The organism is Actinoallomurus sp. CA-150999 (genome assembly GCF_050942425.1).
Taxonomy (GTDB): domain Bacteria; phylum Actinomycetota; class Actinomycetes; order Streptosporangiales; family Streptosporangiaceae; genus Actinoallomurus.
Window position 1 is genome coordinate 9,507,550 of sequence record NZ_CP192063.1, and the last position, 14,361, is coordinate 9,521,910.

10 protein-coding genes and 5 tRNA genes are annotated in these 14,361 nt (G+C 68.8%); 5 read left to right on the top strand and 10 right to left on the bottom strand.

All coding sequences use genetic code 11. The features are described from left to right. Positions 1-60: 60 nt before the first annotated feature. The 7 genes from ACQP2O_RS43635 to ACQP2O_RS43665 form a co-directional block, all read right to left on the bottom strand. Positions 61-3,726, bottom strand: coding sequence for a LamG-like jellyroll fold domain-containing protein (locus ACQP2O_RS43635; RefSeq protein WP_433175115.1), 3,666 nt, complete (start codon positions 3,724-3,726; stop codon positions 61-63). An 835-nt stretch (positions 3,727-4,561) separates the two neighbouring features. After that, positions 4,562-4,906 carry a hypothetical protein gene (locus tag ACQP2O_RS43640; protein WP_433175116.1) on the bottom strand — a complete coding sequence of 115 codons (345 nt, stop codon included), beginning with the start codon at positions 4,904-4,906 and terminating at the stop codon, positions 4,562-4,564. A gap of 48 nt (positions 4,907-4,954) precedes the next feature. Beyond that, positions 4,955-5,030: transfer RNA gene (locus ACQP2O_RS43645), tRNA-Met, on the bottom strand. Between the two features lie 5 nt (positions 5,031-5,035). Next, positions 5,036-5,107: transfer RNA gene (locus ACQP2O_RS43650), tRNA-Glu, on the bottom strand. Between the two features lie 8 nt (positions 5,108-5,115). After that, positions 5,116-5,187 (bottom strand) — tRNA-Glu (locus ACQP2O_RS43655). Positions 5,188-5,231: 44 nt separating this feature from the next. Further along, positions 5,232-5,304 (bottom strand) — tRNA-Leu (locus ACQP2O_RS43660). A gap of 55 nt (positions 5,305-5,359) precedes the next feature. Continuing rightward, positions 5,360-5,431, bottom strand: a tRNA-Trp gene (locus tag ACQP2O_RS43665). Positions 5,432-5,783: 352 nt separating this feature from the next. Between ACQP2O_RS43665 and ACQP2O_RS43670 the strand changes: the two genes are divergently transcribed. Both ACQP2O_RS43670 and ACQP2O_RS43675 read left to right on the top strand, forming a co-directional pair. Beyond that, entirely contained in the window at positions 5,784-6,164 is a 381-nt protein-coding gene (locus ACQP2O_RS43670; protein ID WP_433175117.1) for a hypothetical protein, read from the top strand. A 283-nt stretch (positions 6,165-6,447) separates the two neighbouring features. Beyond that, on the top strand, positions 6,448-7,215 hold the full coding sequence (locus tag ACQP2O_RS43675; protein WP_433175118.1) for a DUF72 domain-containing protein: 768 nt from the start codon (positions 6,448-6,450) through the stop codon (positions 7,213-7,215). Between the two features lie 92 nt (positions 7,216-7,307). Here ACQP2O_RS43675 and ACQP2O_RS43680 read toward each other — a convergent pair whose 3' ends face one another. Continuing rightward, positions 7,308-8,480, bottom strand: a complete 1,173-nt coding sequence (locus ACQP2O_RS43680; protein WP_433175119.1) for a cytochrome P450 — start codon at positions 8,478-8,480, stop codon at positions 7,308-7,310. Between the two features lie 153 nt (positions 8,481-8,633). On the opposite strand from ACQP2O_RS43680, the gene ACQP2O_RS43685 reads away from it, so the two are divergent. Beyond that, entirely contained in the window at positions 8,634-9,533 is a 900-nt protein-coding gene (locus tag ACQP2O_RS43685) for a hypothetical protein (protein ID WP_433175120.1), read from the top strand. Positions 9,534-9,598: 65 nt separating this feature from the next. Here ACQP2O_RS43685 and ACQP2O_RS43690 read toward each other — a convergent pair whose 3' ends face one another. Next, positions 9,599-10,180 (bottom strand): TIGR03086 family metal-binding protein, encoded by a 582-nt coding sequence (locus ACQP2O_RS43690; RefSeq protein WP_433175121.1) that lies wholly within the window; start codon positions 10,178-10,180, stop codon positions 9,599-9,601. Between the two features lie 88 nt (positions 10,181-10,268). Here ACQP2O_RS43690 and ACQP2O_RS43695 point away from each other — a divergent pair, with 88 nt between their 5' ends. Continuing rightward, entirely contained in the window at positions 10,269-11,084 is an 816-nt protein-coding gene (locus ACQP2O_RS43695; RefSeq protein WP_433175122.1) for an AraC family transcriptional regulator, read from the top strand. A gap of 95 nt (positions 11,085-11,179) precedes the next feature. Then, positions 11,180-12,397: a phosphoglycerate dehydrogenase gene (serA, locus tag ACQP2O_RS43700; RefSeq protein WP_433175123.1), complete on the top strand. Its 1,218-nt coding sequence runs from the start codon at positions 11,180-11,182 to the stop codon at positions 12,395-12,397. Positions 12,398-12,539: 142 nt separating this feature from the next. On the opposite strand, the gene ACQP2O_RS43705 is transcribed toward serA, so the two are convergent. Continuing rightward, entirely contained in the window at positions 12,540-14,183 is a 1,644-nt protein-coding gene (locus ACQP2O_RS43705) for an APC family permease (protein ID WP_433175124.1), read from the bottom strand. Positions 14,184-14,361: the final 178 nt, after the last annotated feature.

Consider the following 14,361-nt stretch of genomic DNA (forward strand, 5'->3'; position numbering starts at 1 on the left):
GGCGGCAGGTGCCCGGGCCCGCCGACCTCGGCGGGCCCGGGCACCTGCCTGGTCATCGGCTCACCGCACCTCCCGCGCGTACTGCGCGACGGTGATCCGGTCGATCAGCGGCGCGTAGCGGGAGCGGAGCAGCACGCCGGGGAAGGTGTCCGAGGCGTAGGTGGTGCCGTCGAAGTTCGGCAGCTCCTCGGAGCGGAAGGCGATCGTGTTCTGCCCCTTCTTCAATTGGACCGGGACGGTCAGCTCCCAGAAGTCGTTCTGGTGGAAGCTGTGCGGGAAACCGACCCGCTGCACAGCGCCGCCGTTGACGCTGATGTCGGCGTGGCGGGCGAGCGGGTCCGGGTTGTAGTGGGTGGCTTCGGACTGCTCCGGGTTGGAGTAGCGGACGCGCAGCGCGTACAGGCCGCTCCGGTCGGCGGTGACGGTGAACGTCGCGGTGTTGCCGTTGCCCGGGTCGCCGCCGACACCGGTGATCGCCGTGCCTTCGGTGGCCAGGGAGAGCGGAGTCAGCGTGGCCGTGCCCGCCAGCCTGGCGTCCTTCGCCTCGTACGTGCGCGCCGGGAGCGCGCCCTCCGTGGGCGTGACCGTGAGGCGGTCGACGAGGGTGGCGGACGAACCTCCGGTCAGCGTCACCTTGTTGACGCCGCCCGAGAGGGAGACCGCCACGCTGCTCCTGCCCTTGGCCGAGCGCAGGACGTCGTGCCCGTTGACGGAGAGCCGGGCGCCCCCGCCACCGAGGCCATCGACCGTGAGCGTGGCTTCGCGGTCGGCGGGTGAGTAGACCCAGAACGTGGCGGTCCCGCCCTTCGGGAGCCGGGCCGCGCCCGAGCCGGTGGCGGGGGTTCCGGCGTGCTTCGGCAACTGGTAGACGGGCCGCGCCCCGCCGGCCAGCCAGGCCAGTTCACCCTCGTACACCTGGGTGCTCGCCGAAGCCTCGGGGAGGGAGAGAGTGAGGCGGTCGACGATGGCGTCACCCTTCGTGGCGCGCTTGCCATCAGCGCTCTTGGCGGCGAGCGTCAGGGTGTGCTTGCCCTTGGTGAGCTTGACCTTGGTGTCGGTGTGGTCCCACACCACCCACTTGTAGCCCAGCGGCAGGTACAGCTGCTGCTCGCTGTCCGCCGTGCCGTCCACCCGCAGGAAGACATTGGTGGGGCCTTGCTCCTTCACCTTGTCGAAGGTGTTGAGCGAGTTGGCGAAGACGCTCAGGTCGTAGGTGCCGTCCTGCGGCACGTCCACGGTGAAGTCGAGCGTGACGTCCGAGCCGGTGCGCAGGCCGCCCACGTCGTAGCCGCCGGAGGTGTAGAACTTCGACACGTCACGCGTCGAGCCCTCCGGGCCGTTCTTGGAGTAGCCGGACCCGGTGTGGGCGGCGTCCTCCGCCTCGTACGAGCCCTGCCAGCGCACGGGCGGGGACTGCGTGCCCGCGGCCTTTCCGGCCGGGCTGAGGACGATCTCGTAGGCCGAGGACTCCTTCAGCGTCGGCAGCCCGCCGTCGCCGAAGTCGACGGCGACCGTGCCGTCGTCACCGACCTTCAGGTTCTGCTCGCTGAGCAGCTTCGGGCCGGAGGAGTCGCCCACCTGCCCGGTCCACTCGATCTCCCGCACCCAGGCGTGCACGCGGTCCCCGAAGAGGTTCTTCGGGACGTTGCCGAAGGTGATGTGGCCCTTGCCGGTGGAGCCACCGAAGAGCAGCCGCGCCTGCCGCTTGCCCTTGTCGAGCGTGGCGACGCCCTGCATGGTGTAGTTCTGACCGGGGAACGGCGGCGTCACCTTCACCGTGTGGCCGCTCATCGAGGCGTACGAGTGCAGCAGCCACCACTGGCCGTTGCCGCGGTTGGACTGCACCGCTGAGTCGGAGAGGTTGCCGTCGATGTTCCAGTAGGCGATGTCGGCGTCCACCTTGGACTCCTCGATCGCGGACGCCCACTGGATCATCTGGCCGGGGACCGAGGTGTGGTAGTTGAAGGCGTACTCGTTAACGTTGATCGGCAGCTGGGTGCCCTCCTTGGCGGTGCCCTTGAACAGCGCCTTCTCCCACGTCCGGTACTTGGCGACGTCCTGGCGCACCGCCTCGGGGTGGCTCAGCTCGTGCCAGGTGATGACGTCCGGGAGGGTGCCGGCGGCCAGGGTGTGCGTGAGAAAGCCCTTCACCTGGTCGTAGAGGACGCTGGTGTTGGGGCCGGCGATGCGGGCGCTGGGCATCTTGCCCTTGATGAGCTTGTAGACGTCGTCCCAGGCGGCGAAGTAGTCGTGCGGGTCATTGAGCCAGCTGACCTTGTCGTAGCTCCACTCACCGGTGCCGAACATGTTGCCCTCGGGCTCGTTGAACGGCACGAAGACGATGTTGTCCCGGTACTTCGCGGGCAGTTGCAGGACCTGGTCGACCTGCTTGGCGATCTTCTCCTTGTAGAGCTTGAGCTTCTCCTCCGGGGTGGCGCCCGGCCACTCGTACGGGAAGCCGCGGTGGATGTCGGTCATGTAGATGTACACGTCACCGTTGGTGGAGTCGGCCAGCGGCTTCACCACGTCCAGCGCGTCGGCGCCGGGGTGCTGCGGGCCGTCCTGGGCCTTCGTGGAGACCGTGCGCAGGCCCATGCCCTCGATGAGATTGTTGGTGGGGACGTCCGGTCCGTACACCCCGTAGAGGGTGCCGGAGGCACCGCCGTGGAAGGCGCCGGTGTCCGAGCCGAGGTCGACGGTGAGCTGCCCCTCGCGGACCACGGTGACGGTCGCCGTCACGGCGTGCCCGGCCGCGGTCCCCGACACCGTGAACGTCCCCGGCCGGCCGTACTTCTCCGGTGGTACGGCGTCCCAGGTGATCGGCGTGTCGCGGTCGTAGCCGTCGGAGAAGGAGGAGCGGACGGCGGCGGGGAGGGACGGGGCGGTCCCGGTCGTCGTACGGACCTCGAATGACGTCTGCGAGAGCTGCTGGAGTGTGGGCACCGTGCCTCCGACCGTGCCGGCCACCTGCTCCGGGCTGAGCGCCGAGTGCCACACGGTGAAGTCGTCGATCGCGCCCTTGAGCAGCGGATCCGGGTAGAAGGACTTGCCGATGTACCCGGCGGCCGTGGCCGAACCGTCCAGCAGGTCCTTGGCCTTGATGCCGGTCTCGGCGGAGGAGACCGCCACGCCGTCGAGGTAGGTGGTGACCCGGTGGGCGGTGCTGTCGAGGGTGACCGTGACGGTCCGCCACCCGTCCGCGGGAAGCATCGCGTAGCCGTTGACCTGCGCCTCCGCACCCCCTCCGCCGGTGGTCACGGCGGTGCGCAGCAGCCCGTCCCCGCTGTACGGGGTCGTGAAGAGGTACTTGGTGGTGTTGGTGCCCAGATCGAAGATCCGCTGCCAGGACGACTTGTCACCGCTCCACTTCACGCGGGCGGAGACCGTCACGTCGGCCGCGTCGCCGAGCACGTCACGGGGCAGCCGGACGTACGCGCCGTCGGAGTCGGACGCGCCGCCGGGCAGCGCGAGCGCATTGCCTCCGTCCCTGCCCGCGACGGACTGGGCGGTGGAGCCGTTCACCAGGCTCGCCGTCAGGCCGTTGCCGGAACTGTCGGTGATCTTCCCGGAGGCGAGGTCGTCCTGGTCGAAGGTGTAATGGGCGACCGGCTGGAGCGTGTCGGCCGCCTGCGCGGAGGTGACCGGGGCGGCCAGCAGGCCCGCGCCGAGGGCCAGCGCCACGGCGGCGGGGGCTCTGCGCCGCGTGGTTCTGTACGCGGATGGCATGGATGGCGTCCTTTTCAGATCGTCGTCGAACCGATTCGACTTCAGTCGCGACAGTTGGCGGGACCGATCGGATGGTCAGGCGTTACCAGGTCAGGCGCTACGGGGGCAGGGTGTCGGGGAACACGGCGCAACGGCACCGGTTCTTCGGCGGCGACGGACGGTACGGCGGGACCGTGCGGGCTGACGGGAGTCGGAGGGGGCGTACCTGGAACGGCCGATGAGCGCGGGCAGGAGCCTCGGTCGGCGCCTACGACGCTCTACGTGGCACGGTTCGGGCACGGACGGCTCGGCAATTCGGCTGCGGAGGCGGGCTCCTTTCGACTCGACCCAGGTGTTCGATATTTCGAACACAGTTCGCAGTGTGGGCGAGACCGTAAGCGCAGGCGGGGGTGATGGTCAAGACCTTGCGCCAGGCTTTGGCGGGTGCACACCGGGTTGCCCGGTCGCGGGCATAACGCCCCACCGCCCGCACCCACCCGTGCCAACACGGCGCCTGCCGAGCGCCGCACTAGGGTGCGATCGGGACACAAGCGGCCCGGGACTCCATTAGGGCTGCGACCCCAACGACATCCAAACATGAAGCCCGTGCCTCGGCGACGCGGCCATCAATGTCCGCAACGCGGTGCTCTGACGCCGGACGATCGCGCTCAATCGATCGGTGACAACATGTGCAGATTAGCGATGCAGGCCGACCAGGAAATACCTGGCCAACCTTGCGCCGAATCCGCTCCGCCGACTGGATTCGAATCCCTCCGCATGGCGCGCTACGGCGTCGTCAGTAGCTCCTGCGAGACTCGAGCCTGCGCTTCTCCCTGATGCGTGGCCGTTAACCAAGTCATGCCGCCGGTTCGGAAGAACCTCTGGCGTCGTCATGCGCGATGCGGTCGAGGAGTGCCTGGGCGGCGACGGTACGGCGCTTGCCGAGCCAAGGAAGGACGGCTTCGGTGATGGACTTGAGGTGTGCCCGACGGTAGATCGTCCACCGCCACACGTCCTTGTGATGCCCCTTCTGTCGGCCCAAGGCATAGACGCGGCCGACGCCGGTGAGAGTGGACAATCTCTCGATCACGTCCTGATCCGTCATGGCGACTGAGATCGATAGCTTCGTCTTCGATATGAAGGAGCCTTCACCCTCAAGGATCCCGGCCAGCCAGGCGTTGTTGGAGTTCGAATCCAGCATAACGCAGTTAACAGCCGCGCATCCTGCCGTTGGATGACACCGAAATAGTGGCGCAGGTGGGATTTGAACCCACGATCTCTAGCTTATGAGGCTAGCGGGGACGGCCGAGCTCCCCTACTGCGCTCCGCGTGACCCCTGCGGGACTCGAACCCGCTTCCTGGAATTGAAAGTCCCAGGACCTAACCCATGGTCGAAGGGGCCATGAAGCGTAGCCCGTGCCGGAATCGAACCGGCGCCGCCCGGTAGAGAGCCGGGAGTCCTAACCACTGGACCAACGGGCCTTGCAACGGAGGCTCCTCATCCAGACAGACGCCTTCCGCATGCGTACCGCCCCAGGGATTCGAACCCTGAACCTTCCGGTCCTGAACCGGACGCCTCTGCCGTTGGGCCAGGGCGGCATGGAATGGATATGAAATTGTCAAGGAGCGGTCCGTCGCCGTGACGGTCGTCCCGCATGGGTGACAGGAGTCGAACCCGCTTCTCACCGACTTTGGAGGACGGTCGCCTATCCGTTGGCTCACCCATAAGAAAAGGCCGCCGGGGTATCCTCCGGGCGGCCTCTGGACAGAGCATGACCTCTATCCGGAGCACTCCCAGAGGATGCCGCGCAGATTACCCCGCTCGGACCGCCATTCCCATGAGGCGGTGAGCGTCGAGCTCATCATGATGGACATCCTTCCTCGTTCCGTTCTGCTTCAATGATAGGAATTCCGGCCGCAGGCACAACATATTTTCCGGGACACGCGCCGGGTCGACCGGCCACGGGCCGTCCGGCAGGGGCGACCGTCTGGACCACTGACGGGTCGTCCGCTCACGCAAAGCAGCCTTGACCTGGTCTGACTTGCGATCACTCGAACATCAGTTCGATGATGGCCGTATGCACGACGCCCGACCGCTCGACCACTACCCGCCCGGCTCCCACCGGATCGAGGCCCGCGACTCATGGGTCTGGATCCACCACAAGGGGGCCTGGCGTAAGGGAGCGATCCACTGCTGGTACGTCCACGGCAAGACGTGGATGGCCTGGATGCAGCACGAGGATCCCACCCCGGACGTCCCGTGGTCGGCGTGGGGTCTGTACCTCTACGACGGGGTCACCATCAGACGCCGGCACGCCCCGGCCGCCACGGCCAGCGTCGAGATCCCAACGGGCGACGCGCGCCGAGAACGAATCACCGCCCTACTCCGCGACACCGGCTACAGCGTCGAGCCCTACCGCCCGACCTCCGGCGACCAGAGGACACTGCTCATCTGCTGAAACCGCCACACGACCGAACGGCGCCACACGGCTCAGTCGAACAGTTCGTCGACGGAACGCGCGGTGACGGCCATGCGAACCCACCTCTCCAATCGCATCGGCATGCACGGAAGATTATCGATTTCACATCGAACGTGTGCGCGAATTTCACCATAACCTGCAGAACATAACGACCATCTCGGATTAAAATCACCATTTATGGCGGGATGATGGGTCGTGAGACCTGTGGCACCGGCATCACGGCCCCCCGTTTGGGGGGCGGCAGGTGGGTAGGACCGCCGATATGCCGATGCTCGTCGGGACGTCCGGGTGGCAGTACACGCACTGGCGTGACGTGCTGTACCCCACCGGATTGCCCCAGCGCGTGTGGCTGGAGCGCTTCACCGAGTGCTTCGAGACGGTGGAGAACAACAACGCGTTCTACCGGCTGCCGAGCCGTGAGGTCTTCGCCGGGTGGCGGGAGCGTACGCCGCCCGGGTTCGTGATGGCCGTGAAGGCGAGCCGGTACCTGACGCACATCAAGCGGCTGAAGGACCCGGAAGAGCCGGTGGACCGGTTGATGGACGCGGCCGGTGGCCTGGGCGACAAGCTCGGGCCGATCCTCGTCCAGTTGCCGCCGACGCTGCAAGTCGACGTCGAACGCCTTGCCCGCTGCCTGCGCCGCTTCCCGGCCGGCGTACGGGTCGCGGTGGAGCCCCGGCACCCGTCCTGGTGGACCGACGAGGTACGGGACGTGCTGGTCCGGCACGGTGCCGCGCTGTGCTGGGCCGACCGGCTGGGCCGACCGCTGATCCCGCTGTGGCGGACGGCGGACTGGGGTTACCTCCGGTTCCATGAGGGCGCCGCGACGCCGTGGCCGGAGTACGGCGATCAGGCGCTGCGGTCCTGGGTCCGGCGGCTGGCCGAGACCTGGGACGACGACGCCGACGCGTACGTCTACTTCAACAATGACCCGGGCGGGGCGGCCGTACGTGATGCCGCGCGGTTCGCCGAGTGCGCCCGGCAGGCGGGCCGGCGCGTGACCCGGACGCCCGCCCTCGTCACGCACTGACGGATCGCCAGGTCACCACGGGCAGCGCGCAAAACCCGCCGGTCAGGCGGCAACGGGCAGTGCGGAGAACGCGCCGGTCAGGTGGTGACGGGTCACCAGGTCACGGGCAGTGCGGAGAAGCCGCCGGTCAGGCGGTCGTGGCGCTGGGGAAGCTCCTCGAGCGGAACGGTCAGGCGCAGGTCGGGGAACCGCTGGAAGAGCGTGCCGAAGACGGCCCGTAGCTCGACCCGGGCCAGGTTCGCGCCCAGGCAGTAGCGGATGGCGTAGCCGAAGCCGAGGTGCGGCTGCATCTCGCGGCCGATGTCGAACCGTTCGGGGTCGACGAAGACGCTCTCGTCGCGGTTGGCGGCCGCGGTCACGAGGACGCAGAGCTCCCCGGCCTTGATCCGCGTGCCATCGATCTCGACGTCCTCGCGGGCGTACCGGCCGAGGCCGTGGTCGTTCGGCGAGCCCAGGCGCATGATCTCCTCGACGGCCGCGGGTGCCAGCGCCGGGTCTCGCTTCAGGCCCTCCAGCTGTTCGGGGTTGTGCAGCAGGAGCACGGTTCCGCCGTCGATGCGGTTGACGGTCGTCTCGTGTCCGGCGAACAGCAGCCCGCCCGCGATGGTCGCGATCTCGTCGTCGGGCAGGTCGGCCGTTGCCAGGTCGGAGTAGACGTCCTCGCCCGGGTGGTCCCGCTTGGTCTTGACGATGCCGTGCGAGTACTCCTCCATGGCCGTACGGGCGGCGGCGGACCGGTCCGGGTCGGTGAGGTCCGTCATCTCCTCGGCGATCGCGCGGAAGTGGTCGCGGTCGGCGAGTGGGACGCCGAGCAGTTCGCAGATGACCTGGATCGGCAGTGGCACCGACAGCGACGCGTGCAGGTCGGCCGGCGGGCCCTGCTCCTCCATCCGGTCGAGCAGGCCGTCGATCAGCTCCTGGACGTGCCCGGACAGGGCCCGCATCCGGCGCGCGGAGAACGCCGGTGCGAGCAGCCGCCGCATCCGGTCGTGCACGTCCTTCTCGGTGGCGTAGTCCCCGTTGGGGCCACCGGTGAGGGCGGAGTTCGACACCCGGGGGGCGTTGTCGGGGTCGGGGTGGGAACGGCCGAAGCGCTCGTCGGCGAAGATCGCCCGCACCTGTTCGTACCCGGTCACGAGCCACGCCTCGTCGCCGGTCCGGGTGCGGACTCTCGTGATCGGCGCCTTGGCGCGCAGCGCGCCGTACGTGGCGGAGATCTCCAGCACGTCGGAGCGTTCGAACGGCAGTCGCGGAAGCTCAGCCATGGGGCGACGTCCCTTTCCCCCTTGAATCACAGTAATTTCCACCGTCGCACCCGTAATGCCTTGTGTCAATGCGTGAAAAGCGTGAAAGGCGGCTATCCGTCGACGATCAGGCCGCCTATCGTCGAACGCCCGACCTCGGGAAAGGGAGTTTTCATGAAACTCCGAACTCCGATCCGTACGGCGTGGCTGCGCCGGGCCGTCGCTTTGACGGCGGTCGCCGTGCTCGGCTTCTGTTATGGCGTGGCCGGTGCCGGAGTGGCGTCGGCGAGTGCCGCGCCGTCGCGGGCCACGGCCGCCGCCGACGCCTGGAACCCGCCGAGTAACCTCGTGACCCCGCTGAACGAGGTCTGGTCCCACGTCGAGAGCACCTACCCGGATCTCTACGGGTTCAAGAATTACGGCTGGGACCAGATCATGGCCAACAAGGGCAGCATCAACTACTGCGTCCGCTGGGACTCCAGCGCCCCGGTGTCGGCCACGCTGCGCGACCAGATCCAGGCCGCGCTGAGCCGGCAGTTCGCCAAGTGGATGGCCACGATGCTCGACAACGGGCAGCGCTGGAACAACTGGCCGTACACCACGGTGCCGGTGAAGGTCGTCGGCTGGGCCGTACGGAACCGCAGCACGCTGCAGTGGAGCGACAACTCCGTCGACATCTACGTCAATGACATCAACGAGAACGCCCCGCAGTGCGCGGCTCCGTGCGGGCGCTTCTTCCACCAGGACGGCAATTACTCCGGCTGCCCCGGCGGCGCCGCACGCCACTATGACCTGTCGCTCTGGCTGACGTCCGGCTTCAACGGCGGAGCGGGCGGCGACTGGGGCCAGCGGATCGGCAGCGAGTACTACACAAGCAACCTGAACACCGACAACATCCACATCCTGCTGCACGAGATGGGCCATACGTTCGGGCTGGACGACTTCTACGACTGGACGCCGACCGGCCAGTGCTGCTTCCTGATGAAGGCGGGGACGGCGACCCAGATCACCGAGTTCGACAAGTGGATGTTCCGCGACTGGTGGCGTCACCTCAAGAACCGCTACGGCTACTAACCGATTTCAGCAGCCGCTGACGGCCCCGGCGCCGTACGCGACCGCGCCGGGGCCCGGATCGCGGGTCAGGGGGTCCAGGCGGGGTCGCGGCCGGCGAGGCCGAGTGCCCGGTCGAGCGGCGGGGCGGTGTCCGGCACTGCCACCTCCGGGCCGATCGCGCCGTACTGCCGGGCCGTCTCGGCCATCGCGGAGGCCTGGTCGAACAGCGCCCGCGCCAGTTCGTCGTCGACGGGAAGCTTCTGGCCCGTCGCCGCGGCCAGGTCCCAGGCGTGCAGCAGGACCTCCGCGAACATCATGCCGCCGACGAACCGGGCGGGCATCGCCGCCGCCTTGGCGATCCCCGTGTCGCCCTCCCATGCGTTGGGTTCGGACCAGGCGGCCGCGGCCGCGCGCACCTCGGCGGCGTACCGCTCGGCCCAGTCCGGCTCGGCCGTGAAGTCGTGGTCCTCCGCCGGGGGCTCGGACGGCGGCGTCTTACGGGCCGCGCCCTCGGAGCGGGCTCCCGTCCAGTGGATGAGATGGTTCAGCAGCGCGCGGACGTCGTACTCCGTGCACGGGGTCGGCAGGGCGAGCCGGTCGGGCCCGATCCCCTGGACCACCGTGATCGGCACCTCCGCGGCGCGCGTCATCAGTGGGCGAAGCTCCATCGTCGTCTCCGTGGCTCGTCTGGTGGCAGGGCTGACACGGTAGGCCGGTCGCGACCGGCCGTCTTGAACAAATGCGACACTTGACCGTATGGCCGACGCAGCGCCGCAGGCCCTCCGTGCCATCCTCCACCGCGCCGCGGGGCTGGAGCGCTTCCAGGTCTCCCACCGGGCACCGGCGGAGGATCTCGCGTGGATCGCCGACTATCACTGGATCCTGCACTGGGACCTGGGAGAGGGCGGATCCCACCGGCAGCAGGTTCTCACGCATCCGTCGGTGCACATGACGTTCCTCAGCGACGGGCAGGCCCGGGTGGTGGGCGTGGTGCGCGGCGTGTTCACCGAGACGATCGAGGGCCGGGGCCGGGTCGTCGGCGTACGCTTCCGGCCCGGCGGCTTCCGGCCCTTCCTCGGCGCCCCGGTGTCCACGATCACCGACCGGCGGATTCCCGTGGAGGACGTCTTCGGCCCCGCCGCGCGGGCCGCCGCCGACGCGATCATCGCCGCGCCGGATCCCGGCGACGCGGTCGCCTTGGCGGAGGATCTCCTCCGCTCTCGCGCGCCGCGCCCCGACCCCCTGGTGCTCGAGGTCGGTGACATCGTGGACCGGATCGCCGCCGATCCGGCGCTGACCCGGGTGGACCGGGTGGCCGCCGCGGCCGGGATGGGGACGCGGCGTCTGCAGCGGCTGTTCGCCGACTACGTCGGAGTCGGCCCCAAATGGGTGATCCGCCGGCACCGCATGCAGGACGCGGCGGACCGGGCGGCGTCCGGAACGGACGTCGACTGGGCGGCCCTGGCCACCGAGCTGGGCTACGCCGACCAGGCCCACTTCACCCGGGACTTCTCCGCCACGATCGGGATGTCCCCCACCCGGTACGCGCGGGCGTGCGCGGATCGACGGTGATCGACGCCAGTACGTTCCGGCCGCCGCTACGGGGCCGTGACCGCCTCACGTAGCATTTGAGGGACGACGACGCCTGCAGAAGGACTGTTCCCAAGGTGAGCACCGCTACTGAACCCCTGCGCGCTCTGCTGTTGGAAAGCATTCACTCCGACGCGGTCGCCTCTCTCGAGAAGAACGGCTATGCCGTCGAGACCGTGGATCGCGCCCTCGACGAGAACGAGCTCACCGCCCGTGTCGCCGGCGTGCACCTGCTCGGTATCCGGTCGAAGACCACGATCACCGACTCGGTGCTCGCAGCGGCTCCGGAGCTGCTCGCGATCGGGGCGTTCTGCATCGGAACCAACCAGATCGACCTGTCCGCCGCCTCGCAGCGCGGCGTCGCGGTGTTCAACGCGCCGTTCTCCAACACCCGCAGCGTGGTCGAGCTCGTGGTGGCCGAGATCATCGCGCTGACCCGCCGGCTCCTCGACAAGAACTCCCTGATGCACGCCGGGGTCTGGGACAAGTCCGCGGAGGGCGCCCACGAGGTCCGGGGCCGACGGCTCGGCATCATCGGCTACGGCAACATCGGCAGCCAGCTGTCGGTGCTCGCCGAGAGCCTGGGCATGAGCGTGTTCTTCTACGACACGGCCGACAAGCTCGCGCTGGGCAACGCGCGGCGCTGCGCCACCATGGAGGAGCTCCTCGCGGTCGCCGACGTCGTCACCCTGCACGTCGACGGCCGGCCCGGCAACAGCGGCCTGTTCGGTGAGGCGGAGTTCGCGCGGATGCGGCCCGGCAGCCTGTTCCTGAACCTCTCGCGCGGGTTCGTCGTCGACCACGGCGCGCTGCGGCAGCACATCGAGTCCGGGCACCTGGCCGGCGCGGCCATCGACGTGTTCCCGCACGAGCCGAAGGGCCGCGGCGACGAGTTCGTCTCGGAGCTGCGCGGGCTGCCCAACGTCATCATCACGCCGCACATCGGTGGTTCGACGGAGGAGGCCCAGCAGGACATCGGGCAGTTCGTCGCGGGCAAGCTGCAGGACTTCACGGCGACGGGCAACACCGCGCTGAGCGTCAACCTGCCGACCGTGTCGCTGCCCGCGCCGGCGGAGGGGCACCGCCTGACGCACCTGCACCGCAACACCCCGGGCGTGCTGGCCACGATCAACGGCATCCTCGCCGACCACGACGTGAACATCGAGGGCCAGCTGCTGGGCACCCGCGGGGAGATCGGCTACGTCATCACCGACATCGGCACCCGCTACACGCCCGACGTGATCGAGCAGCTGCGCGGGCTGCCGACGACGGTCCGGCTGCGCCTGCTCTCCTGACCCGGACGCGCCGCCCGTACGCGACGAGCGTACGGGCGGCGGCGCGGGTGTCAGGCGATGTCGAGCTCGGCCGCCGTACGCGCGGCGCGGGCATCAGGCGATGTTGAACTCGGGCTCGGCCGCCGTACGCGCGGCGCGGGTGTCAGGCGATATTGAGCTCGGGCTCGGCCGCGATCTCCGCCTCCTCCGCCGCGACGGCGGCGTTGACCTCCTCGCCGGACACGGCGATCCGCACGGCGAAGAAGTAGACGGCCAGGGAGAACACCGCGACGGTGACGATGTCCACCCACTCGGGGAGGATCTTGCTGCCGCCGTACCGGCCCAGGAACCCGATGACGATCATGCCGCCGAACCAGGGCCAGACCCACATGGACGCCGCCCAGTTGAGGGGCGCACGCTCGGCCGCGGGCCTCGTCGCCCGGGTCACTGCGAAGATCGCCAGGCCGAGCACCATGGCGAGGCCGAGCTTCCACTCCGCCTGGTAGCTCGACCAGTAGATGATCAGGTTGGCCGCGATGAAGGCGACCGGCGCGAGGATCCGGTACGCCGGAAGGCGGTACGGGCGCGTGCGTTCCGGGTCGCGGCGCCGCAGGGCGTGGAGGGCGATCGGCCCGAACGCGTACATGATCGCGGTGGCGGACGTGACGAGACCGACCAAGGACTTCCAGCTCGGGAACGGCAGGAACGCGATCTCACCGACGACGAAGGCGATGAGGATCGAGACGATCGGCACACCCGTCCTGCTCACCTTGGCCACCGGGCTCGGCAACGACTTCTCCCGGCCCAGCGCGTACGACAGCCGGGACGATGTGGCGGTGTAAACCAGGCCCGTACCGGCCGGGGAGATCACGGCGTCCGCGTAGAGAAGGACCGCGAGCCACGTGGCGCCGGCGCCGATCGCGAGGCTGGCGTACGGGCCGAAGTCGCCCTTGCCGACGGGGTTCGCCCAGCCGTGCGCGAGGTTGGCGGGGTTGAGGGCGCCGATGAAGGCGACCTCCAGCAGGATGTAGACGATGGTGCCGATCACGGTGGCCGTGATGACCGCCCGCGAGACGTCCTGCTGCGGTTTTCGCGCCTCACCGGCCATCTGGATCGCCTGCTCGAAGCCCTGCAGGGCGAAGACGACACCGGCCGGCAGCGCGGCGAAGATGCCGTGCACGCCGAAGGGCATGAACCCGCCGCCCGCCGTGAAGTTGGACGCGTGGAAGGTCAGCAGGAGGAGGACCACCACGGTGATGAGCGGGATGGCCGTCTTCCAGATCACGGTGATCGAGTTGGACTCGGCGAGGAACTTGACGCCGACGATGTTGATGATCGTGAAGAGGAGCATGAAGACGGTCGCGATCGCGAGGCCGGCGCCGGTCAGCGTCCCGTCGGCGTGCAACAGGGTGATGTTGTTCCGCACCCAGCTGATGTGATCGCAGTAGGACAGCGTCGCCTCGACCTCGATCGGGGCGATCGCCACCGCCTGCACCCAGGCCATCCAACCGGCCGTGAAGCCGGCCAGCGGGCCGAACGCGAAACTCGGGAACCGGGCGGTGCCGCCGGCGATGGGGTAGGTCGCGCCGAGTTCGGCGTGCACCAGGGCGAGGAGGGCCAGCATGACGGCGGCGAGGATCCAGGCCAGGAGCGAGGCCGGCCCGGCGATCGTCGCCGCCGTGAGCGCCCCGAGCAACCAGCCGGAACCGATGATCGATCCGAGCGATACGAACATCAGTCCCCAGAAACCGACGTCCCGCCGTAGATGTCGTCCCGAATCGACGGATCCGGTGGTCGTGGGCGCCATAGAGCCCCCTTTCGCAACGTAAAACTGGTGCATGGTGGGCCCGATACGGACGCATACCGCGTCCCGCCCCACGTCGGGCCAACCAACTAAAAGCGTGTTAATTGACGTTAGGGACAAGCCGTATTGCACGTCAACGTCGGAGGCAGACTAAATCGATCCAGCCGAGAATGCAAAAGAT

Bases quoted from the DNA above. Each gene is read 5' to 3' on its own strand.
- ACQP2O_RS43635 (WP_433175115.1), bottom strand. From the start codon at position 3,726: ATGCCATCCGCGTACAGAACCACGCGGCGCAGAGCCCCCGCCGCCGTG.
- ACQP2O_RS43640 (WP_433175116.1), bottom strand. From the start codon at position 4,906: ATGCTGGATTCGAACTCCAACAACGCCTGGCTGGCCGGGATCCTTGAG.
- ACQP2O_RS43670 (WP_433175117.1), top strand. From the start codon at position 5,784: ATGCACGACGCCCGACCGCTCGACCACTACCCGCCCGGCTCCCACCGG.
- ACQP2O_RS43675 (WP_433175118.1), top strand. From the start codon at position 6,448: ATGCCGATGCTCGTCGGGACGTCCGGGTGGCAGTACACGCACTGGCGT.
- ACQP2O_RS43680 (WP_433175119.1), bottom strand. From the start codon at position 8,480: ATGGCTGAGCTTCCGCGACTGCCGTTCGAACGCTCCGACGTGCTGGAG.
- ACQP2O_RS43685 (WP_433175120.1), top strand. From the start codon at position 8,634: ATGAAACTCCGAACTCCGATCCGTACGGCGTGGCTGCGCCGGGCCGTC.
- ACQP2O_RS43690 (WP_433175121.1), bottom strand. From the start codon at position 10,180: ATGGAGCTTCGCCCACTGATGACGCGCGCCGCGGAGGTGCCGATCACG.
- ACQP2O_RS43695 (WP_433175122.1), top strand. From the start codon at position 10,269: ATGGCCGACGCAGCGCCGCAGGCCCTCCGTGCCATCCTCCACCGCGCC.
- ACQP2O_RS43705 (WP_433175124.1), bottom strand. From the start codon at position 14,183: ATGGCGCCCACGACCACCGGATCCGTCGATTCGGGACGACATCTACGG.